12 protein-coding genes are annotated in these 24,841 nt (G+C 34.3%); 7 read left to right on the forward strand and 5 right to left on the reverse strand.

Translation table 11 applies throughout. From position 1 onward, the window contains the following. Positions 1-4: 4 nt before the first annotated feature. From CLV00_RS16255 to CLV00_RS16270, 4 genes are all read right to left on the reverse strand, one after another. Positions 5-1,429 (reverse strand): RagB/SusD family nutrient uptake outer membrane protein, encoded by a 1,425-nt coding sequence (locus CLV00_RS16255; RefSeq protein ID WP_099716388.1) that lies wholly within the window; start codon positions 1,427-1,429, stop codon positions 5-7. A gap of 4 nt (positions 1,430-1,433) precedes the next feature. Continuing rightward, on the reverse strand, positions 1,434-5,069 hold the full coding sequence (locus tag CLV00_RS16260; RefSeq protein WP_099716147.1) for a SusC/RagA family TonB-linked outer membrane protein: 3,636 nt from the start codon (positions 5,067-5,069) through the stop codon (positions 1,434-1,436). Positions 5,070-5,201: 132 nt separating this feature from the next. Beyond that, positions 5,202-6,341: a FecR family protein gene (locus CLV00_RS16265; protein WP_099716148.1), complete on the reverse strand. Its 1,140-nt coding sequence runs from the start codon at positions 6,339-6,341 to the stop codon at positions 5,202-5,204. A gap of 195 nt (positions 6,342-6,536) precedes the next feature. Beyond that, entirely contained in the window at positions 6,537-7,106 is a 570-nt protein-coding gene (locus CLV00_RS16270) for an RNA polymerase sigma factor (protein ID WP_099716149.1), read from the reverse strand. Positions 7,107-7,674: 568 nt separating this feature from the next. Between CLV00_RS16270 and CLV00_RS16275 the strand changes: the two genes are divergently transcribed. The 5 genes from CLV00_RS16275 (at position 7,675) to CLV00_RS16295 (ending at position 15,059) form a co-directional block, all read left to right on the forward strand. After that, positions 7,675-10,764 (forward strand): SusC/RagA family TonB-linked outer membrane protein, encoded by a 3,090-nt coding sequence (locus tag CLV00_RS16275; protein ID WP_099716150.1) that lies wholly within the window; start codon positions 7,675-7,677, stop codon positions 10,762-10,764. A gap of 11 nt (positions 10,765-10,775) precedes the next feature. Further along, on the forward strand, positions 10,776-12,182 hold the full coding sequence (locus CLV00_RS16280) for a SusD/RagB family nutrient-binding outer membrane lipoprotein (RefSeq protein WP_099716151.1): 1,407 nt from the start codon (positions 10,776-10,778) through the stop codon (positions 12,180-12,182). Between the two features lie 122 nt (positions 12,183-12,304). Next, complete coding sequence (locus CLV00_RS16285; protein ID WP_099716152.1) at positions 12,305-13,369, forward strand: alkaline phosphatase D family protein; 1,065 nt, start codon at positions 12,305-12,307, stop codon at positions 13,367-13,369. A 397-nt stretch (positions 13,370-13,766) separates the two neighbouring features. Beyond that, entirely contained in the window at positions 13,767-14,327 is a 561-nt protein-coding gene (locus tag CLV00_RS16290) for a DUF6642 family protein (RefSeq protein WP_099716153.1), read from the forward strand. Positions 14,328-14,429: 102 nt separating this feature from the next. Then, positions 14,430-15,059, forward strand: a complete 630-nt coding sequence (locus CLV00_RS16295; RefSeq protein WP_099716154.1) for an MCP four helix bundle domain-containing protein — start codon at positions 14,430-14,432, stop codon at positions 15,057-15,059. 26 nt (positions 15,060-15,085) lie between these two features. On the opposite strand, the gene CLV00_RS16300 is transcribed toward CLV00_RS16295, so the two are convergent. Next, on the reverse strand, positions 15,086-15,760 hold the full coding sequence (locus tag CLV00_RS16300) for a TonB-dependent receptor plug domain-containing protein (protein ID WP_099716155.1): 675 nt from the start codon (positions 15,758-15,760) through the stop codon (positions 15,086-15,088). 323 nt (positions 15,761-16,083) lie between these two features. On the opposite strand from CLV00_RS16300, the gene CLV00_RS16305 reads away from it, so the two are divergent. Beyond that, complete coding sequence (locus tag CLV00_RS16305) at positions 16,084-19,911, forward strand: M14 family zinc carboxypeptidase (protein ID WP_099716156.1); 3,828 nt, start codon at positions 16,084-16,086, stop codon at positions 19,909-19,911. A gap of 453 nt (positions 19,912-20,364) precedes the next feature. Continuing rightward, positions 20,365-24,841: LamG-like jellyroll fold domain-containing protein (locus CLV00_RS16315; RefSeq protein WP_143394904.1), on the forward strand; the 4,477-nt coding region annotated here is incomplete at its 3' end.

A 24,841-nucleotide genomic window follows, 5' to 3' on the forward strand; every position in this document is an offset into this window, starting at 1 on the left:
CGAATTAAAATGGGAGTTTTTCGTCTGTGTTTAATGTAAGTTTTGGATTCTTTGATAGAGCAGACAAAGGAAACGGCACAATGTATAATCTGGAGTTGGGCTGTAAAGTATACGTTTTTTGTGGAACGGTCTTGTTAACGATTGGAAATACTCTTGTGATAGTCTTTGCGTATTCCGTTTCATTGTTTAACCTTTTAAGGTCAAAAAAACGATGGAAACCCAATAGTAATTCTTTTCTGCGCTCGTTTATAACAAGCTCCATAGTTGCTGCTCTGGTAGCTGGAACAGCTAAATTTACAGTACCGGATAAAATACGTTTTGCTCTTAATGTATTTAAAACAGTTACAGCCTCACTAAATTTATCTTCTCTGGCATAACATTCGGCCAACATCAAATAGACCTCCGGCGTTTTCATTCCAACAGTAGGATAAAAAAATCTCGTATATTGAGTTCCCCAATACGCTGTATTTGAACCTTGATCCAGATTTGTTGTGCTGGTAGAATTAAAAAACAAATTAAAACGTGCATCATTAGTGCCAAATAAAGTTCTTAACTCTGGGCTTATGATATAGCTCTGTGCAAAATTCATCTCATTATAACCTGTCATGTACATATAGCTAAGTACTTCTACATTATTTGCTGCCGGTACAGCAACTGCTGTTGGTCCTCCCTGTGCACTGTAAGCTTTCATATCAAATATTTGATTATTATAGCTTAGTGACTTTTCTGCAGCAGCAGCCGCACTGGCAATTTCGCGCTTAAACAAATGAACTTTAGCTTTAAACGCATAAGCAAATGCTAATGACGGGTGGTAAACATCAAGTGGTTTTTCCTGAAGATACGGCAATGCATCCTCTATATCCTTCTGAATAAATTCGTAAACTTGCGCCACAGTAGATTTTGATGGCTGCGCCTCTAAATCAAATTTATCCATGATACAAATACCTCCATCAGTGGTGGCAGTTTGTGGGTCATACCCTTTTGCATAGGTATTTATTAACAAAAAGTGATCGTAGGCTCTATAGATTTTAGCTTCTGCTTTCGCTAGTTGTTTTATACTTTCATCTCCTTTACTATTATCAACTAATGAAATAATGGTGTTCCACCTGTTAATATAAGTGTAAGCCTGGTTATAAAAGCTGGAACCTGTAAATAAAGAAACTCTATCTGTGCTTTCATCAAAAGTAAAATTAATAATATCGATGTTTGGCGTTCTTCCTATTACGTTTGCCTCTCGCATCCATTGATCGTCTGACAAATACTGAAAGTTGTTGATGGGATAACCTCTGTTTGGGAGCGATACCATTTCATGAAATTGTGCAGCTGTTTCAACAACTAAAGCTCCTTTAGGTGTAACATCAGTGTAATCTTCGCAAGATGCTACAGTTAACATGATCAGCGATAGCAATATAGTATGTATGTGTTTCATTTTTTTAAATTGTAAGATTAAAACCAAATAAGTACGTTTTAGGCGATGGTAAATTACGTGTACCAGCATTAACAGAATAGACTTCTGGATCAATACGATTTCCAGCAGCACTCCAGTACCAAAGATTATTTACTTGAAAAGTAAATTTAGCCGATGACATTTTAATTTTATTTGCAAAAGATTTTGGCAAATTATAGCCTAATGAAATGTTTCTAAGCTTGATGTAATCCCCATCTACAACATTTACATCTGAATTTCGCCATTGACTGCTGATAGTTCCAGCATAATTTCTAACACTTTCATCAAAATCTACATACAAACGAGTATTGCCATTTTGTTGCAAATCAGTATAACGATCTGAAATACCTGAAAGATTTACTGCATCAGAACTCATATCAAGAACCTCTTTTCGCATTACATTTCCACCTGAGAAAACAAACAACATATTCAAATCGAATTGTCTGTACGAAAATCGCTGTGATAATGAACCGGTATAAGTTGGTGTTAAACTCCCCATGTTTACTAAAGCATCCGGATTATTAACTGTTTTTATAGTATTTGATATTGGATTACCATTTGCATCAAAAGTGATTGACGGACTTCCATTTTCATCTAAAATATAAGGATACCCATTAATCGTTCCTCCATATTTGTAAGCATACAAACTATTGTATATCTCATTTTCTAAAAAGTAATCTGATGGCGAACTAACATACACCGAAGCATTCGATTGCGCTCTGGTAATTTTTTTAACGGTCGTTTTATTAAAGCCCAAAACTACATTAGAACTAATATGGAAATTACCATTATTGTACCATTCAGAACCAATACTAAATTCGATTCCTTTGTTCAATAAAGCTCCGGCATTAATTCTTCTGGTCAATGCACCAACAGTAGGATCTAAATCGGTTGTAGCTAATAAATCAGAACTGTATTTACGATAAACATCAACACTACCTCTTAACTTACTTTGAAACAGGCTGTAATCTATACCTAAATTGGTACTTTGTGTTTTTTCCCATCTCAATAAAGGATTTGGTTGAGCCGTGATATTGATGTATTGTAAAGATTGATATAAGTTATCGTTTCTTCTTGTAGCGGTTACGTATGGAGTGGTAGTTTGATCAATATTTCCGTTCACACCATAAGTTGCTCTAAGTTTAAGCGAGCTTACCCATTGTATTTTTTTCATGAAATCTTCGTTGCTGGCATTCCATCCTAAACCTGCAGACCACAAAGGGCGGTTTTTATACTTTGGATCTACTCCAAACAAATCTGCTCTATCAACCCTGTAACTTCCTGTTACGTTATATTTAGATAAAAAGGTGTACCCTAAAGTACTAAAAACCGAAAAATAACGATGTAAAATTTCCTGTTGAGTTCTTGACAAGGCTGCTAAAGTTCGGTTATTTCCATATATATAACTTGCAACTCCTGTTTGACTAAGAGCAAGATTATTGATTACCGCAGAGGTAAGTGTAACGGGGTCATAACCGTATCTTAACTGTTCAATAGTTCTAGGAACAAAAGTTTCTCGCATTTCAAAACCAGCTATAGCGCTAACTGAATGTTTACCTTCACCAAAATCTTGGCTATAATCTAATTGGTTTCTAAAAGAATAGTTACTGGCCTGACTGCTAAATTGTTTGTATCGCCCTCCTGTAGAGAAGCCATCTACATAGGTATAAGCATTAGTAGTGGGATTATATCCCGTTAAAGAATTAATGGCATAACGCATTTTATAAGAATTGATGTCATTATATTGCTCATTATCGTTTCTTCTTGTTTCGTATTGAAATTGTGTGTTAAAACTTAAACCTTTCCATATCTTGGCACGCAAGTTTGCAAAAGCTCTTAAACTTAAAGATTTTTCATGTGTAATACCTTCCTGAAGCGCATTTAAAACATTAAAAGTTACTGGCTTAAAACCACTAAGACTTGCTATTTTTGAAGCTACTAATGGATTAATTACACCGCCTGACGTAAAACCATCGCTAATACCTACAAATGGAGATATTACAAGATCTCCATTGTCATCGGTAATGCGCTCGTATCTTTTTTGGATATCGTAATTACCAAAACTAGAATCCGTAACATCATCATTACTATATGTTCCATTTAATCCAATGGTAGCATTTAACCAGTTGTATACTTGAAAACTGCTTTTTGCATACAGATTAAATGCTCTGCTATCATTGTTTTTAATACGATTTTTTGACTCGTCATAATTAAATGACACATAGGTATTTTGCTTACTGGTACTACCTGAAAACGCAATATTGTAACGTTGCCTTAATTCATTTTGCCATACATTATCCCTATAATCTTTATTATAGTCGTTCTTTCTCCATTGGGTAATCGTGTTGTTGTAATCTAAATTGTTAATTTTTCCTTCTTCAAAATCTCTGTTGAGCTGGTAAAGAGGGCTATAATATTTCATACTGCTATTTCCAACATCTCCATAACTGCTGAACATAGTAGCCGTGTTGGCAAATCTCGCTCGTTCTCTATTATATACAGCCTGTTCAAAATCAATTAAGTCACTTGTAGAGGCATAATTCATATCCTTTAAATTGGGTTTTGTAGCCATAAAGAAATCAGAATTGATACTCACTTTTAAGCTACCATTTCCTTTTTTAGTAGTTAAAACAATAATACCGTTTGCTGCTCTTGAACCATAAATAGAAGCTGCTGCTGCATCTTTAAGGACATTTACACTTTCAATATCATAAGGGTTAATCTCTTCCAGAGTCAATTCAGTTGGCAAACCATCAATTACCAATAGCGGAGTGTAGCCAACTCCTAAAGAAGAAAAAGTACCTATACCTCGTAATATGGGTTTATCTGCTGCAGATCCAGAAGGATTTTTTTGAAACATCAAACCAGCCACACGACCTTCCAGTGCAGTTAATAAATTAGCATTGATATTTTCGTTTAAGGTTTTTTCATCAATTTTAGAAATTGCACCAGTGGAGTGGCTTCTGGCAAGAGTCTGAAAACCAGTCACAACAACTTCTTTCATTATAGACACTTTCTCTTCAACTACAAGCGTCAATTCAGTGCGTCCATTAACAGAAAAAGATTTTTTCTCAATAGTTAATCCTGAGCTTTCAATTGTTGCATTTTCAGGTACATTATTTAAAACAAAACTACCGTCAGAATCTGTTATTGCTCCAATTTCAGCTCCCACAACCCGAACATTTACTCCGGGAAAAGGTACATTTTTAGCATTAATGACACGACCGCGAACATCGATAGAACCCGTTCCTTTATCCTCTTTTATAATAGCACTTATCACAATGGTTTGATTGGTGATGGAGTACTTTAATGGCTGAGCATCAAAGATTGAATTCAAAACACTTCTTAACGGAGTATTTTTTACAGAAATAGTGACAGGCTTAGCACTTTTTAGAAGCTTTTGGCTGTAAAAAACTTCATAGTTAGCCTGTTTAGCAATGTTTTTCAGCACAGTCTCAAGAGGTGCATCTTTTACATTTATCGAAATATTTTGTGCTTCAGAAGTATAACTACATAGTAGAAATAGTGTACTGAATACCCATAAATAAGTTGATAAATTTAGCCTAGGAATTCTCTTCCCTGGTCTTTGGGGATTTTTTTTTGGTTGTAAATTAAATTTCATACATTTACATTTGGTTAGGGTTAAACAACGAGAACAATTTATATTGGTCATTAACCTTTATCACAACCAGAAGCATCGTAACTGCTTCTGGTTTTTTGGTTAATAGCCTTAATAATCGGGTAAACTTAACATCTAGGGATACACAATAATCGTTTTTCCTTCGACCTTAAATTTTATATTACTAAGCTCAAGTACTTTTAATACTTCAGACAAATTTTTATTCATAAACGTACCTCCGTTAAACCTTACATCCGAAACATCGCCACGGTATTCTACTTTGATTCCGTACCAGCGCTCCAATTGTTTCATTACTGTTTTCAGATTGGCATTATCAAATTTAAAACGGCCATTTTTCCAAGCAATAGCAGCTTCGGTATCCACTTCCCGAATTGCAATCTTATTAAAATTATCAGACACATTAGATTGTTGTCCCGGTTTTAAAATTGCTTTTTGATTTTTATAAGTAATCGCTACACTTCCTTCTAATAAAGTAGTTTTTACAACTGATTCATTGTTATAAGCATTTACGTTAAAATGAGTTCCAAGTACTTCAATAGCATGATTGCCGGATTTTACCCTAAAAGGTTTATTTTTATTTTTGGCCACTTCAAAATAAGCTTCTCCTTCTAACTCCACCATCCTTTGATCTCCATTAAACTGGGTTGGATATTTAATGGATGAAACTGAATTTAGATAAACTTTGGTTCCATCTGCCAAAACAATATTGTATTGTCCTCCTGTGGGTGTTGAAAGTGTATTGAATGAATTAGCATCATTTTTTGAAGCATCAGCATCTGGATTTACGATATACGTGATAACTCCATTTGCATTCATCTTAATTGTAACTTCTTCTTTTTCTCCTTCTTTGGCAATAGTATCTTTTGCCGAAATATCCGCCAGAACAATTTGCTTTCCGTTTGAAAGTGTCAAGATTCCCCTATTTCCTCCAGGAGCAATTTCCTGTGGTTTTTCAACAACCTGAATAATTTGTTCTTTTGGTTTTGTAAAATAAAATATTCCCGTACCCAATAATAAAGCTATTGATGCCGCAACCGCTACACGTGGCCAAAGACTAACTACTTTTGTTTCATACTTTAATGGCAATTTCGATTTTAGATATTCGTAACTATCTTGCAGTTCATACTCGCTAAGCTGCCCATTACTATTAGACGCTTTATGCAAATACCACGCATCTAGTTTATCCTTATCTTCATTAGATAAAGTACCTTTCTGGTATTTTTGTAGCAAAGCTAAGATTTCAGTTTCATTCATAACTACAACACGAAATTTTGTCCTGTTTTAAGTAAGACAGTTAGAAATAACTTTTGTCATAGACAATGACAAAAAAAATTAAAAAAAATATTATTATATCGTTAATAAATCCAGACCAATGTTATTTCTTTTTCATCAACAAGGATGTTCTGACTAGATTCTATCATAGAAATTAACAAAAAGCACTACTATAATTCACCAAACAAAAACGCTCATTAAAGACTTGAATTTTCCTCGTAGTATCTTCAGCGAATTATACACTTGCTGCTTGGCTGTTTTATCTGTAATATTTAATTGAAGTGCAATTTCATCATAGGAGAGTTCTTCTACCTTTCTTAAAAGAAAAACTTCGCGCATTTTTTCTGGAAGTAAAGCAATTTCTCTTGCAATAATTGCCTCTAATTCTTTTTCTCTAAGATTAGAATCTGCTAAAACGTAACTGTTTTCGATAAAGTTTGAAATTGAATCCGCATAACGCGAAACCACTTTTTCATGGGCGATATGATTTAGTATTCTGTTTTTTGTGGCTTTGTATAAATAAGAAGAAAGAGATCCGGTAAGCGTTAATTCATAGCGTTTGTTCCAGATTGATAAGAATACTTCCTGAACAACATCATTTGCTTCATCCTGATTGCCCAGCATTTTATAAGCATGATTAACTAAAATTTTAGAATACCTTTCAAAAATTTCTGTAAACGCCAATTGATCATCTTCCCTAAGAAGATTTAATAAAATATGATCAGCATATTTGCTATAAACAGACATTAATTAAAAGAGGTGAGGATCGAAAAAAGCAATATTAAACATTTTTTATGTTAAAAACAAAAAGATGATTCAGTTAGAAAAAATGCACCTATTTATAACCATTATTTTCTTATATAATAGGTTTTTAACAAGCATAAAAGGTTACAATACAAAAGTGAGAAATTAGAGTGACGCACTAAATTCCAAAAAATTTGAATTTTCTACGCGTCCTCTTCAATTTCTATTTTTTCTAAATGGTTGAGTTAATATTACTGGAATTTGCACTTAACACTCCCTTAAAGCTACAAGTCCAAATAATCTATGTCTTTATCCTAATTAGTTTTAGCAGTTTTAAATTTTAACCTATTTGGAGAAAGCTAAAATCAAAAAAAAAAACACATAAGAACTTGTTATTTAATACTTTATGACACTTTAGAAATTTATTAAACACTCCATAAAAGGGCGTCAACCAATAACTTTACATTCCATTTTGTTTATTAATAAAAGAATACATTTTGTTAAAATTATCATAATACACCATAAACATCCTACAACTAAGTTTGTCCTCGAAAATCAAACTTTACAAAAAATGAAAATCTTAGGACAAAAATTATTGTTTTTTTTATTTGTTTTTTCTGTTCACTTAATTAATGGACAAACAAAAACAATTACGGGGAAAGTAACCGATCAATCGGGGCTTCCATTACCAGGCGCCAGTATTATGGTTAAGGAAACCAAACTGAGCTCCATATCAGATTTAGATGGAAACTATTCCATTAAAACTGAAAATAGAAAAACGTTAGTATTCTCTTTTATGGGTTTTAAAACCAAAGAGATTTTAACTTCCGAAGGGTCTAAAATAGATGTGACATTGGATGATAACTCATTGGCTTTGGGGGAAGTCGTAGTGACAGCTTTAGGTATCAAAAGAGACAAACGAGCTCTAGGATATGCTTCGCAAGAATTAAAATCAGATGACATTAATAAAGTCAACTCCACAAATTTTGTTTCCAATCTATCAGGAAAAGTTACCGGTGTTCAAATAACAGGCTCCGGAAATGGGATTACAAGCTCTTCTAGAGTGGTGATTCGTGGGGATAAATCTTTAAACATAAATAATAACAGTCCACTATTTGTTGTTGATGGAATACCAATAAACAACAATACGTATGGAGTTGGTGGTAACTCAACCAATCAACGTGATTTACCAACAGATTATGGGAATGGCGCATCCGAAATAAACCAAGAAGATGTAGAAAGTGTGAATGTATTAAAAGGTGCCGCAGCATCTGCCTTGTACGGATCAAGAGCCGCAAATGGGGTTATTGTTATTACCACAAAATCAGGTAAAAAAAATAAAGGACTTGGTGTTTCCATCTCTTCCTCATACATGACAAGTGAAGCGTTGAGATTGCCAGAAATACAAGGTGTTTACGGTGCAGGATCAAAACTAACCTATGATCCGGGAGCAGATACTAATTTAGGTCCCAGACTAGATGCAGGATTGTCTATTTTACAAAACGGAAGTCCAGGTTATTCTGTTGGTCAAGGAGTTGCATTACCTTTTCAATTCAGATATGATTTGAATGACTTTTTCAGAAAAGGGAGTTCGATTTCTAATTCGGTATCCATCACCGGTTCAGACGAGAAGACTAATTTCCGTTTGAGTTACGGAAAGACCACCAGTGAAGATATCGTACCAAATTCAAATTTAAAAAGAGATAATATCAGTTTGAACTTAAACTATAAAATTTCTGACAAATGGAAAGTAATAACAATAGCAACCTATACAAAAAGCGGTAGTGACAATACTCCTGTAACCGGATATGGAAGCCAAGGACTTATGTATAATCTATTGTGGAACCACACCAATGTTGATTTAGACTGGCTTAAGGATTACTGGATTACAAAAGATGTTCAACAAAACAGCATGTTCAGTTGGGGAGACAATCCATTTAAAATTGCTTATGAAAACATCAATGCATTTAAAAAAGGACGTTTATATGGAAACATAGCATCAACGTATGATTTCAATGAAAACCTTTCCTTGATGGTTCGAATGGGAATGGACAACTCTAATGATTTCCGTTGGTCACGAAGACCTATTGGTTCTTCCAGATATCCACAAGGAATGTACCGTGAACAAAGTATCGCTTTTACAGAGTACAATGCAGATGCTTTGCTTACTTACGACCGTACTTTTGGAGATTTCTCTACAAAACTATCTTTGGGTGCAAACCGAATGAATCAATACACTTCCGAAGGTAAAATTGAAGGACAGGGAATTAGTATTCCTGGAATTTACAACTTGCAGAACATTAATGTAATGCCTATACAATCTAGAAATATTTATAAGAAACGTATAAATAGTACTTATGGAATGGCAAATATTGGATACAAAAACTATCTTTATTTAGACCTTACCGCCAGAAATGACTGGTCTTCTACACTTCCGGCAGATAACAATTCTTATTTCTATCCTTCGGCGTCGTTGAGTTTTATTCCTACTTCATTGTTTGAAATGAATAAAAACATTGATTTTTTAAAGTTTAGAGCAAATGCCGCATCGGTAGGAAATGATACTGATCCATACCGTTTAGTAAAAACGTATGAAAATGGAGCTTTGGCAGGTACATTGACAAATCCAAGTACTATTTTAAACAGTAATTTGAAACCTGAAATCGCAACATCCTATGAAGTAGGTGTTGAAGCTCAGTTTTTCAACAAAAGAGTAACATTAGATGCCAGTTATTACATTACTAACTCTAAAAATCAAATTGTAGGTTTAGATGTTTCACAAGCAACCGGATCTACATCGAACGTAATCAATGCAGGAAAAATTCAGAATAAAGGTATTGAAATTGGTTTAGGGATTACACCCGTTAAAAGTGAAAATCTAGAATGGTCGATTAATGCCAACTTTAGCCAAAACAGAGGAGTTGTAAAAGAACTAACGGAAGGAATCAGCAGTTATATTATTGCACAAGGACCTAATGGCGGAACTGTAGAAGCTCGTGTGGGAGAAAGAATGGGAGACATGTACGGCAGAGGATATCTTAGAAGTCCTGATGGTCAAATTGTTTTTGATAATACCGGTTCTCCTATTTTGGATACCCAAATTAAAAAAATCGGGAACTACAATCCGGACTGGATGTTGGGTCTTTCTACTAATTTAAGGTTTAAAAATGTAACTCTTAACGCCTTATTTGACGTTAGACACGGTGGAAAAATATATTCGATGACTAACGCAATTGGAATGGAAAGTGGCATTTTGGCCGTTTCGTTACCAGGAAGAGAAACAGGAATTGTTGGTGACGGTGTTGTACAAAATTCCGATGGTTCGTACAGTCCAAATACAACAGTGATAAGTGCCGAAAACTGGTATTATTCAAATGCTTTCCGTCGTGATAATATTGAAGCCAATTCATTTGATGCATCGTATGTAAAATTGAGGGAAGTAAGTTTGAACTACAGATTTCCACAAAAATTAATCAAAGCTGCCAACGTGCAAAACATAAGCATTGGCTTAGTAGGAAACAACTTGGCTCTTTGGACAAAAGTACCTAATATCGATCCGGAAACTCAATCTTTAAGCGGAGGGACATTATTACCCGGATTTGAAGTATTGCAACTTCCATCCTCAAGAAGCTATGGTGTAAAACTAAATGTTTCATTCTAAAAAAAACAATCATGAAAAAATTTCTAATATTCGTTCTATTATTAAGTGTTTCGATTTCTTGCACCGATCAATTCGAAGAAATTAACACCAACAAAAATCAGCCAACAGCAGCCCAACCTAAAACGCTATTGCCAAATGTCATTTTTAATTTGGCAAATGAAAATGTGTCAAATGCTTTTGACTTTGGAGATATTGTGGCTCAATATGGTGGAAACTATGAATACAATGAGCTTGACGTATACAACTGGGGAGCCAGTGGTCGCTTTTGGGACATATACAAATGGCTCAATGACATCAATGACATTAAGAAACAGGCAGCTGTCATAAATGATAAGAATTACGAAGCAGTTTCCCTAATTTTAGAATCCTACGTAATAAGTGTAATTACAGATACGTATGGTAATGTCCCTTATTCAGAAGCATCAAGAGGAGAAGAAGGAATCTTGAAACCGGTGTATGATTCTCAAGAACAGATTTACACGAAAATATTTGAGAATTTAACTACTGCTAATTCCATTATTGAAACGAGTAAATCCATAGAAGGTGATTTATTGTTTAATGGTTCTATGTTGAAATGGAAAAAATTCTGTAATTCACTTCATGTACGATTGTTGATGCGTGTTTCTAATAAGACTGTTGTGAATGCAAAACTAAGTGAAATCATTTCGAAACCAGCAACCTATCCCCTATTTGAGTCCAACTCAGATAATGCAAATTATAAGTACACGGGTGTTTTTCCAAATATATCTCCTATGAGTGATGGAATAAACAGATTGTATGGATACAATATCGTTATGCCTACAACCCACATAGTAAACACATTAATCACTAACAATGATCCGCGTCTAGAGGAATGGATAGATCCAATTGCCGGAACCACAAATCACAAAGGAATTCAACCGGGTCTTGCTTTGGATCAAATTGGGGAACCAACAAAATACTCCAGAAGAGCCGAAGATTATTTTTATAACAAGACTAAAATAACTTCGATATTCATGACTTATAGTGAGCTAAATTTCTTGTTAGCCGAAGCCCGTCAGCGAAATATAATTACTACCGGAACTGCTCAAGGATATTATAATAACGCAGTGGAAGCTTCATTTAATCAATGGAATGTTGCTATGCCAGCAAATTATTTAATCACAACTGCACCTTATAACGCTACAAATGATGTGCTGTACACACAAAAATGGCTGGCGTTATACCACACTGGTGCAGAAGCTTGGATAGACTGGAAAAGAACTGGAAAACCAAGCTTTATTCAAGCCGGACCTGGAGCTAAAAATGGCGGTAAAGTCCCTAGAAGAGTTATGTATCCAAGTATTGAGCAATCAGTGAATGCTGAAAACAATAGTGCTGCCGTAAAAGCAATTGGAGGAGATAACATCAATACTAAAGTTTGGTGGGATAACTTTTAAAGTTTTACCATTAAGAGATTAAATGGCATTAAGCTTAATAAACTTAATGCCTTAATGCTGATTATATTTACTCTTTATTTTATAAATTAGTTTTGTGGCAGAACCACTTTTAATAAAAAACAATGAAAAATTTCAATAGACTATTCACAATACTGCAATTGTTGCTATTAACAAACAGTATCTTTTGCACCGCTCAAAAAAATGAGACTCCAGCGACTCCGCTTAATGAAAGTTTCAAAATCGCATTTGGTTCTTGTGCCCATCAAGATAAAGAGCAGCCTATGCTTCAAAAAGCCGTGAAACTAAACCCTGATTTATTCATCTATCTAGGTGATAATATTTATGGAGATACACGAGACATGAATGTATTAAAGAATAAATATGAAAAATTAGCGTCCAAAGCTGAGTTTCAAGAACTGAAAAAAAGCACTAAAATTTTATCGGTTTGGGATGATCATGATTTTGGAGAAAATGACAAAGGAAGACACTATCCGTTTAAAAAAGAGTCTAAAGAAATTTTCATGAACTTTTGGGAAGTTCCCCAAAACTCTGAAAGAAGAACCCATGACGGTATTTATGGTTCCGAATATGTAAAACTAGGGGATAAAACACTCCAGATAATAATGCTGGACACAAGAACTTTTAGAGATGATTTATTAAAAAACGAACCTAAAAATTCAGCCTATAAAAATGACTATGTTCCCTATACTAAAAAAGACAGTACGATACTTGGAAACAAGCAATGGAAATGGTTAGAAAATGAGTTGTCAAAAAAAGCAGACATCAGAATCATTGCCTCAAGTTTGCAATTTGGGCATGAGTATAATGGGTATGAATCCTGGACAAATATGCCTCATGAACAAGCAAAATTTGTTGATTTAATTGCAAAAACCAAAGCCAATGGTGTTGTATTTATTTCGGGAGATGTTCACTGGGGTGAAATTTCAAAAATGAAAACAAATAATTCGTATCCTTTGTATGATGTTACCTCAAGCGGAATAACCCAAACATGGACTAGCACTGAGTCGAATAAAAACAGGATTGGTGATGTGATTATACAGAACAATATTGGTTTAATAGAAATTTTCTACAAAGACAAAGAGCCGTTGATTAAGCTGAACTTATTTGACAAAAACGGCATCGTTAGTAATCATAATTTTCTATTATCGGAGATTTCATTTAACTAATAATGGTTATCTCTTTAGGAATCAATAATCAAACCATATACAGATTGTTCTAACAAAAGTAATCTGTATTATAAAAACTATAATAGCTAATGATGAAGCCTTTAAAAAGCCTATTCATTAGCTATTTTTATTCTATTTTAATCCTTCCTTATTCTAAGCTAATGGAGAATAACTTAAAGGTTAATAACTATTTATTGTTAAATACTAACAACGAATTTCATTCTGAAGTAATTTTACAAAATGAGATTATGAAGCCTTAATTTGAGAAGAGTTATTGACTTTGTGGCAAGTGCCAAAAAACTTTCATTTGTTTTGAATCCCAAGAGTGTCACTTCAGGGAATTTTTTGTCTCAATAAAATATTTGTTTGCATTATATCATCTACATAAACTAAATTCATGGATTCAGATACATTTATTTTCTGCCTCGAAGCCGTTCCCGATATAGAAACTGACACCGTTACTGAAGTAGTCAAGAACCTGGAGCAATTAGCCTTTGAACAAGGTATTACAAGTATTTATAAAACATGCGATACCATTGAAGGACTAGAAGAAAGCTTAAATACATTGCTTTATGACGACCATAATTTTACCAATTATGAAATAATCTACTTAGTGATGCAAGGCGAAGGAAACAATATTTGCCTCAATGAATATTACTACAGTTTAGAAGAAATAGCCGAGCTTTTTGAAGGAAAAATGAAAGGGAAAATTTTACATTTTGCCAATGCAAAAGTATTGGACTTGAGCCAGGAAGAAGCACAATATTTTTTAGATATTACAGGAGCACGAGCTGTTTCCGGTTATGGGGCAAAATTCAATACCTTAACCAGCAGTAATCTTGACAAAGCTTTCTTTAGTTTATTTGAAGAACTAGATGATGTTGTTGAAATTGTAGAAGAATTATATCAAAAACATTATGCGCTGTGCAAACTACTTGATTTCAGGTTGTATTATTAAAATGAATCGTTTCTAAAATATATACTTTCCTATACTATCTACTGTAGTTAAAACAAATTCAATACAATAGCTTATATTGCAATACTTATAAATTCTGTCGCGATGAAAGATTTAAAAAAATACAGTAATAAAACAAAAGCCGCTTTTGTTTTACTGATTGTTATGTTTATCATCTTATTGAGTAATTTCAATACACTTCAAAACTCTAAAAAAACAAATGAGGATATCAATACGATTTATAATGACCGATTAGTTGTGGCTCGTTATATTTTTCAGTATGCAAATGAGCTTTATTTCATAAAAGCTAACGCAGTAGAAGCAAAACTAAATGATACTCAAAAAAAGAATCAAATCACAGCCGCTTTAAAAAACATTCAAAACATAGATAAATTATACCTGAAAACTGTTTTAACTCCCAAAGAAAAAACATCTTTAGTTGCATTTCTGGCTTCTTGTTCTGCGATTAATAAAGAGGCTCAAAATAAAAACTGGAATCAAGTAAATTACTCCAGTAATCAAGCTTTACTAACACTGGAACTGTTGTCGCAAATTCAAAGTAAAGAGGGTAAGTCTAAATTGACACACTCAAATACCTTGCACAACGACAATAATCTTCTTGGTCAACTTCAAATTGCTTTATTGGTTATTTTAGGCGGAATCACCTTATATTTATTGATGGCCAAGAAAAATAAGATAAATATCAAAATACCCGAACCACAAAGTATGAATTAACTATTAGGCGAAAGTGCCATCCAGTCCTACTTCATCTTTATTACTATGACCCCATTAGCACCTTGAGCTCCATAAATAGAAGCCGCAGCATCTTTTAATACACTTACACTTTTTACATTATTAGGAGAGATATAGTCTATACTTGATACAATAACGCCATCAACTACAAATAATGGATCTTCAATATTCCGAATGGAACTCACTCCTCTAATCGTAATTCTATTATCCCTTGTTACAGTAACTCCAGCTAAACGCCCTCTTATAAGGTCATATATAGTATTATAAATACTTGAATTTTTATCGTTTTGAGCATCTAAACTTTGTGCTGTATTAACTTTGTACTGTTTATCCACATCAGAATACCCGATAGAAATATTATCTCCATTTTTAGCTCGATCTTTTATCGATTTTTGCGATTCTAAAAACATGAAATTCATTACATTTTCATTATTGAATTTAGAGGACAACAAACCATATTTATATGAGTATACATTAATAACAGTAACCTTTTCTGGAAGCATAACTTCAAAATCCCCTTTACTATTCGTAGTAACATTAGAATAAATGGAATCTAAATATATCCTGGCATTTGCCACTGGTTTATTCTTGTAATCCATAACCTTTCCGGTCAGCTTATTTTGTGCATAACCAAAACCAACAAATACGAAGAATACAACTACTAATGTTCTAGAAATTTTCATAATGCAATACTTTATAAATTTTATTAAATGTACTAAAAAAGTAATCTCAAAATATTTTTTTACTAAAAATAGATATTTGCATGAGTCAGTAAGCCATTAATAACCAAGTAAAAAGAAATTATACTAAAATAAAACCCGGTTCAAATAATTAGTAAAAAGGCTTATTTAATAAATATTTTATCTAAAATTCAAATTTTTTAACGTTTTTAACATGATAAAAATAATTTTAGATGCATTTAATCGGTTAAATAACACATTTTGTCGATTTTCAAATTGTTTTTATAAAATATTTAATCTAGATTTGAGCACCTAAATTTAACAACATGAAAAAAATTACCTATTTAGCATTGTTTTTATTGTTCTTTAATGGCGTAACATTTGCCCAGAATAAAACAACATTAAAAAAAGCTCAAGAATATTTAAAGGCAAAAGGAGAAGTAGTTTTTACTTTTAAAGCCAATAGCCAAAGTCAATTTGAAGAAATAAATAAAATTGTCTCCATAAGTCATAAAAAAGTTGACAGTCAAGATTTACAAGCAGAAGCATATGCAACTAGTGATCAATTTAAAAAATTTCTTGCTTTTGGATTACCATACAATGTTACCGCAATTGACAACGAAATACCAAAAGAAAATACTTTCCTAACCAGCAGAATTTCAGCTACATGGGACACAAGTTGGAATGCTTATCCAAAATATTCAGAATATGTAGCAAAAATGCAATATTGGGCCACAACTTATCCAAACTTATGCACGCTACAAGCTATTGGATCAACTGCAAATGGCAGAACATTATATATTCTTAAAATTTCTGACAATGCTTCATCAGATGAAACAGAACCGGAATTTTTATATACCTCATCAATGCACGGTGATGAAATCACAGGTTACCCAATCATGCTGAGATTTATAGATTATCTGTTAACCAATTATGGCTCAAATTCAGAAGTTGCAAATATCGTTAATAGTACCGAGATTTTCATTTGTCCATTAGCAAATCCAGATGGTTCATACAAAACAGCGGGAAATGACATCATGAATTCTACTGGAAATACTGCAACTAGAGCCAATGCAAATGGATATGACTTAAATAGAAATTATCCTGATCCGCTGAATGGTTTACATCCAGATAGTGGATTACAAACAAATCCCGTTTACCAACCTGAAACACAAGCATTTCTTGCTTTTGAAAGAACACGCAACTTTGTTCTGGCTGCAAATTATCATGGTGGTGCTGAAGTTGTAAATTTCCCTTGGGACACCTATCCTACAACTGGCGGTGCTAATATCCATCCTCACGACAACTATTTTAAGTATATTTCTACAGAATATGCCTCATTATGCCAAACTGCTGATGGAAATAATTTATATATGGATGATGTTTTTGGAACCGGTCAATTTCCCGGAACAACAAATGGATCAGCTTGGTATACAGTTGCTGGAGGAAGACAAGATTACAACAACTACTTCAACCATAGTAAAGAGATAACCATTGAAGTATCTGCAACTAAATTCCCAACAGCATCAACGCTTCCCACATTTTGGAACAACAACAGACAAGCTATTTTAAACTATGTAAAACAAGCAAATTACGGCCTGCATGGAATAGTATCTGATGCAACAGGAAACCCAATTCACGCTAAAGTATATATTAATGGTTATGACTTAAAAGGATCTTGGATAGAAACATCTGCAACCAAAGGTGACTACCACAAAGTATTAGTAGCAGGGACCTATACTATTACTTTTGAAGCTCCAGGTTATGCTTCACAAACACAATCAGTAACCGTGTCTAATGGTATTACAACTACATTGAATTTAATAATGGTCCCTTCAACAAATTCACCATCAGTAAATGATGTAGTGATTTGCCAAGGACAAACAGCAACATTATCTGCAATAGGTTCTGGATCTGTAAAATGGTATAATTCTGCAACTTCAACTACACCTCTTGCAACAACTTCATCTTACACAACTTCTGCTCTAGATTTAAATACTTCTTATTTTGTGGAAAGTGAAGTAACTCCTGCAAATGTTGGACCTACAACTGTATCAGGAACCTCAAATAACAATACTGCTGTTGCGAACAGGTATTTAGTTTTTAATTGTTCTACTCCTACTAAGCTAAAATCAGTACTTATAAATGCCTCTGCTGTAGGTCAAATTCTTGTAGAATTACAAACCAGTACAGGAGTAATGTTAGAATCAAAAGTTATACTCATTACAGCTTCTGGTACTCAAGATATCGATTTAGATTTCTTTTTGCCAGCGCAAAATAACTTAAGATTAGTTTCAAGACAACTATCATATACAAATTTAACTGTTGCTACTTCTGGCATTACTTATCCATTGACAAACGGAATAGTTTCAATTACTGCTAATAGTGGTTCTGGAACTTTCCTTCCATTTTTTAATTGGAAATTTAGCCCAATGAAAAGTAATCGTAAACAAGTACTCGTTAGTGTAAAACCAACTCCTTTATCAACTTCTATTTCTCCAACCACAGCAGAAGCAGGAAGCAGTGCCTTTACATTAACAGTAAATGGATCTAATTTTGTTAATGGTGAATCTATTATAAGATGGAATGGAACAGATAGACCTACCACTTTTGTAAGCACAACAGAACTTACAGCTATAATCAACGCTGATGATATTGCTTCAGGCGGAACAGCAAACGTTACACTATACAATACCTGTACCGACACAACTACTGGCAGTCAAACATTTACTATTGAATCCATTTGTTCTCCTGTTCCTGATTTAGCCAATTTACCAACTGTTACCGCGCAATGTTCTATTGCTGTAACAGCTCCAACAGCTACTAGTACTTGTGCCGGAGTAATTACGGGAACTACTACCAATCCTTTAATGTATATCACTCAAGGAACTTATACTATACTGTGGACGTATAATGATGGTAATGGAAATACTTCCACTCAGAATCAAACTATCCTTATTGATGATACCATTCCAGCAGTTGCAGATGTGGCTTCTTTAGCTACAGTTACCGGACAATCTTCGGCTACGGTTACTGCCCCTACCGCTACTGATGCCTGTACCGGAACTATTACTGGAACAACTACCAGTCCTTTGAACTATTCAACTCAAGGAACCTATACTGTTGTTTGGATCTATGACGATGGAAATGGAAATACTTCCACTCAAAATCAAATAGTAACTATTGCTGATACAATAGCCCCATCAACACCTACGAATTTAACTGCTTCTGGAACAACTCAAACAACCACCAATTTATCTTGGACAGCCTCAACGGATAATAATAGTGTTACCGAATATGATGTTTATAGAGGAGTAACATTGTTAGGAACTGTTACCACAAATTCTTATGCTGCAACTGGATTAACAGCTTCAACCGCATATACGTTCTCCATAAGAGCAAAAGATGCAGTAGGAAATGTTTCTACCTCTAGTAATACTATAAATTTAACAACACTTGCTAACACTGTAACATATTGTGCATCGATGGGAAGCAGTGTTACTCGTGAAAAAATTGGTAAAGTAGTTTTCGGAACAATCAATAACGCTTCAACCGGCGGAACGGGTTATGAAGATTACACTACTATTTCTACAAATACAACTAGAGGAACAGCTTATACCATAACAATAACGCCTTCTTGGACTTCAACAAAATACAAAGAAGGATATGCCGTTTGGATAGATTACAATAGAGATGGTGATTTTGCAGATTCTGGCGAACAAGTATGGACAAAAGCAGCATCAACACAAACTCCTGTTTCCGGAACATTTACGATTCCTGCAACCGCAGCATTTGGTGCAACGAGAATGAGAGTTTCTATGAGATATAACGGAATTCCTTCTTCATGTGGAACATTTACTGCTGGACAAGTTGAAGATTATACTATAAATATTATTTCTGCTACTGCAAGATTAATTGAATCTGCTAAAATACAAGAAATCAATATATATCCAAACCCTGTAAAAGGAGCTGTTTTAAATATTTCATCAGCTGAAAAAGCTACTTACAGAGTTATTAATTTACTTGGCCAAGAAGTTTCAAAAGGAAAAATTGAAAATGGAGCTATTCCTGTTTCAAATATAAACGCTGGTACTTATTTACTAGAAATAACCACAAACGGACAATCTGTAATAAAACGCCTTATTAAGCAATAATCATTTGAAATTTTATAATGAAAAAGCTATCTCGAATCGAGGTAGCTTTTTTATAATTGGTTAAAAAGAATTTACCTTAATTATTTACATTTAATAAATTTCACTACAATATTAATATTTATAATACACTTATTACAAAGTAATTAGCCACTTTTAATTCAATCATATTGAATATTAAATTATATAATCTTAAAAACTGTTTTCAATACATTTTTAGTAAAAAGAATGAAATAGTATCGAAACATTGTTTTTTGACGTTATTCAATGCATTTTATCGATAAAAATTATATTTATTATGAATAAATATTTTACATTTGGACAGTATTTTTTTTTATTAAAGCATTAAATAACTGTCAACTAAAATTATTATACTAAGAATACACTTATTAAACATTATTACTAGAATAAATTAAAATTATAAAGCAATACCTATCATTACTTTTAGCCCAAAATATGAAGAGAACTCTACTTTTAACAAAAAATTTTAATCCTCTTTCCTTCTTTGCTATCTCAAGAGTAAAGCAACATAAAACCCAATCTATAGTAGCCTTTTTAAGTTTCTTCATGATGCTTTTCTTGGGAAGCAAGATCAACGCACAAACTTCCACCGTAACAATTTCTTCCACGGGTGCAGGAACTTGGACTGTGCCTGCAGGAGTAACAGGTTCCATAATAGTTGAGGCATGGGGAGCTGGTGGGTCTGGTGGCGGAGTCAGTGGTAAAGATATAGGTGCGTCTGGAGGAACAGGAGGAACATACGTTCGAAGTACTTTTACAGGGATTGTTGCAGGCACCGTCTACAATATTAATGTAGCACCTCCAACCCCTAAAGGAGCATTAGGGACAGCGGGAACAAATGGTCAAGGCTCTTGGTTTAATACTCCAGGAATTTTATTTGCAAATGGAGGTTTAGGCGGAAACGGAGGAACTAATAATGGCTCAGCAAGAACAGCTATAACCACGGGAAGTATTGGTAACACAATTATATCAGGAAACTCAACTTCTGCTGGATCAGCTAGCCTTGGCTCAGCTGGAGGAAATGGAGGAAATGGGGGCGGTGCAGGTGGCGTATTTGTTGGAACTTCACCTAACAGCTCATATATTGACGGAAACAATGGCTTAACTCCAGGCGGCGGCGGCGGCGGATCAACAGTAGGAGGAGGTAGCTGTGGTTGCTCTAGTACGGGAGGTACGGGAGGACGAGGAGAAATTAGAATAACCTATAATACTCCTGCTTGTACCACTCCAACAGCACAGCCAACTGCATTATCTTTAACCCAAACAAGTAGCACTATAAATGGTTCTTTTACTCTACCGAGTCCAGCTTCAGATAATTACTTAGTAGTACTTAATACTACAGGCATTGCTCCTTCCCCATCAAATGCGACAACATATACCATTGGATCAACTTCTCTTGGCGGTACTAATGTTGTTGTAGATAATGACAACAACAATACTTTTACGGCTACCGGTCTTAGCGCATCGACTTTATATTATATATACATTTTTTCTTATAATTCCCTATCGTGTAATGGAGGACCATCATACAATTCCATTTCACCTTTAAACGGAAATAAAACAACATCGTCTTTTACTTATTGTACACCCGGCAATAGCACTTGTAATGGCCCTACGATAACAAACGTCACTTTTAATACTATTAATAATACATCCACTTGTTCGAATACAGATGGAAATGCTTACAGTAATTACTACGCAACAGGATCTCCAACAACTTCTATTATTAAAGGCTCCAGCTATAACATTAGTGTCAATACAGCTACTACAGGAATCGTTTCAGTATGGATTGATTACAATAACAATGGAAGCTTTGAAGCATCTGAATGGACACAAGTCTATACTTCTTCAACTAGTGGTAATACTAGCATTACAATCCCAATCGCAGCAATTGATGGTAATACATTAATGCGTGTTAGAAGTAGAAATTCAGGAAGTGCTAATGGTTCAGGTGATTCATGTACTACATTTGGTAGTGGAGAAACTGAGGATTATATAGTAAATATTTTATCTCCGGCACCATTAACAAATGGACCTGGAGGTGTAATTACTGATTTACAATTATGGTTAAGATCTGACTTACTTAATGGAACAACTAGTATAGCTGACAATACTGATGTAACTACATGGAATACTCAAGGTAGAGGTAGTAATGCTACTAAGCCTACTTCAATTGGCGCTCCAAAATACAGAAACATTGCGACTCACAATATCAATTTTAACTCAGTAGTTGATTTTACAAATAACTACACCACTACCCCTCAAGTTTATACTGATACCGATGCGAATAGACAATATTTAAAAGGCACCTCAGGATTTTACAGTCAGGATATTTTTGTAGTAATGATTCCAGATGTAACCGTTACCTCAGCTTTAGCGAGTATGGATATTTTTTGTGGAGATAAAAATTCAGCTGCTCAAGAAACTGATGGAACAGGTATTGGTTATGGAAATTATACCAGTAGAATGAGTAATGAAGTTTTAACCTACGCACTAGGTACATCATCTGGTGCTGGAATGGGCTATGGCGTAACTCATCAAAGTACAACAGCTTCCTACAGTACTCCAGGTATCATAAATGCACGAAATAATAGTGGAATAACTGGTACTGAGTTGTACTTTAACGCAAATAACATAGTTAATTTCACTACTGACTCTGGGTTATTTGGCAATGTAAATGACTCTCGATTCTGGATTGGAAGAAGTGAAGGCTGGGACGGTAGTTTAGACGGAAGAGTAGGTGAAATAATAACTTTTAGTTCAAGAGCAACGGATTTACAAAGAAGCAACATTCAAAGTTATTTGGCTATAAAATATGGTATAACCTTAGGTGTTAATGGTACTTCCATGAATTATACTAACTCAGCTGGAGCAATCATTTGGGATGCAACCGCAAATACCGGTTATAATAATGATATTACAGGAATCGGTAGAGATGACCTATCAAAACTGAATCAAAAACAATCCAAAAGTGTTAATACATCTGATGAAATAACAATAGGTTTAGCTGATATTTATGCAACTAATACCGCAAATACCAACAGCTTTGATACGGACAAGAAATTCTTAGTTTGGGGTAATAATAAAGGTACTCTGGCTGCTCAAACTCCTGTTGTCGTAAATATTAGTTCGGGAATAACTTCACCATCTACTTTAACCAGTGACGTAAGTTTCGTCTCTGTGGGAAGAACTTGGAAAGTAGTAGAAACTGGCGGAAATGTTGCCACTGCAAAGGTTTCTATTCCTTCAACAATGCTTACAGCAACAATAACGCCGCCTGGAGACTACTTAATGTTTATATCAAATACTCCTGTTTTTAATCCTACAGCGGAATACCGTGTGATGACATCAAACGGAAGCAATTTGGAAACTACCTATGATTTTGACGGAACTAAATACATTACTTTTGGATATGCTCCAGAGAGAACCTTTGTACGTAGCATCAAATTCAATGGTACAACTGATTACATGGATGCTGGAAAAGTACTCGACTTAAGCCCTAACTTTACCGTTTCAGCTTGGATTAATCCAAATAATACAAATAAAACTATTCTTTCAAAAAGAAATAGTACGTTCTCTCAAGGATATGATTTAAGTATTAATAGTGCAGGAAAAGCAGAAATGAGTTGGTATGCTGGGGTCAGCAAAAAAACAATTGTTTCCAATGCTTTTATTCCATTAGGAAAATGGCATCATGTGGGAGTAACGTTTGATGGTACTACAGCAAAAATGTACATCGATGGTGTAAATACCATCAGTTCTAATTTATCCGGAATCCCTACAGCAACTAACGATTCTTTCTTAATTGCAGCTGCAGATGGAACGACTCCATCGTCGTTTTTTAATGGATCTATTGATGAAGTTAGAGTTTGGAAAGATGACCTTACTGAAGCACAATTTCGTTATGTTATGAATCAAGAAATTTCGCAAGACGCATCCAAAACTAAAGGAGTAATAATACCAACTAGCATCTCACAAAATGACATAGGAATTGTAGATTGGACTATCCTTAATGCATACTATCCTATGTCTACGTATACGTATACCAATGCGAAAGACAAATCTAGTTATGGTTTAACTGCAGCTTTAAAAAACTTAAAAACAGTAGATTTGCAAACGGCTCCTTTACCTTATGAGTCAGCTGCAAACGGAAATTGGGAAACTGTAGAAACCTGGGTAAACAGTACAGTCCAAGATTTACCATATAGTCTTTCAATAGAAGATCCTACAAAGACTATAGATTGGAATATTGTAAAAACAACACACAATATTACTTCACCAGGAAATAAAACCGTTTTAGGATTATTTGTAAATAGCAATACTTTGAGCGCTACTAACGACTCAAAAATTGAAGTTTCCCATTACCTGAAACTAGATGGTAAAATTGATTTGGTGGGAAGGTCACAATTGGTACAAAAACTAGGCAGTGATTTAGACGCTACTAGTTCCGGTTCATTAGAAAGAGACCAACAAGGACAGGCTAACAAATATAATTACAACTATTGGAGTTCACCTGTTGGAGCGATTAACTCCACTACAAATAACAATAACTTTACTGTAGCTGGGGTTTTAAAGGATGGAACAAATCCTGCCTTACCAGGAACAATAACTTGGATTAATGGATATGATGGAGCAACATCTCCATTTAGTTTAGCTCGTTATTGGATCTATAAATTTGATAATTTAGGGAACGATTACGCCAATTGGACTCAAATATTTGAAACAGGACAATTAGAAGCCAGTAAAGGATTTACTTTAAAAGGAAGTGGAGCAGCTACTGCAAATCAAAATCTAACCTTTTTAGGAAAACCTAATAATGGTACTATAAATAATACTGTAGGAGCTGATCAATTGTTACTGATAGGAAATCCATATCCATCTGCATTGGATGCAAATAAATTCATAGATGATA

Source organism: Flavobacterium sp. 11, assembly GCF_002754315.1.
GTDB lineage: Bacteria > Bacteroidota > Bacteroidia > Flavobacteriales > Flavobacteriaceae > Flavobacterium > Flavobacterium algoritolerans.

Bases quoted from the DNA above. Each gene is read 5' to 3' on its own strand.
- CLV00_RS16255 (WP_099716388.1), bottom strand. From the start codon at position 1,429: ATGAAACACATACATACTATATTGCTATCGCTGATCATGTTAACTGTA.
- CLV00_RS16260 (WP_099716147.1), bottom strand. From the start codon at position 5,069: ATGAAATTTAATTTACAACCAAAAAAAAATCCCCAAAGACCAGGGAAG.
- CLV00_RS16265 (WP_099716148.1), bottom strand. From the start codon at position 6,341: ATGAATGAAACTGAAATCTTAGCTTTGCTACAAAAATACCAGAAAGGT.
- CLV00_RS16270 (WP_099716149.1), bottom strand. From the start codon at position 7,106: ATGTCTGTTTATAGCAAATATGCTGATCATATTTTATTAAATCTTCTT.
- CLV00_RS16275 (WP_099716150.1), top strand. From the start codon at position 7,675: ATGAAAATCTTAGGACAAAAATTATTGTTTTTTTTATTTGTTTTTTCT.
- CLV00_RS16280 (WP_099716151.1), top strand. From the start codon at position 10,776: ATGAAAAAATTTCTAATATTCGTTCTATTATTAAGTGTTTCGATTTCT.
- CLV00_RS16285 (WP_099716152.1), top strand. From the start codon at position 12,305: ATGAAAAATTTCAATAGACTATTCACAATACTGCAATTGTTGCTATTA.
- CLV00_RS16290 (WP_099716153.1), top strand. From the start codon at position 13,767: ATGGATTCAGATACATTTATTTTCTGCCTCGAAGCCGTTCCCGATATA.
- CLV00_RS16295 (WP_099716154.1), top strand. From the start codon at position 14,430: ATGAAAGATTTAAAAAAATACAGTAATAAAACAAAAGCCGCTTTTGTT.
- CLV00_RS16300 (WP_099716155.1), bottom strand. From the start codon at position 15,760: ATGAAAATTTCTAGAACATTAGTAGTTGTATTCTTCGTATTTGTTGGT.
- CLV00_RS16305 (WP_099716156.1), top strand. From the start codon at position 16,084: ATGAAAAAAATTACCTATTTAGCATTGTTTTTATTGTTCTTTAATGGC.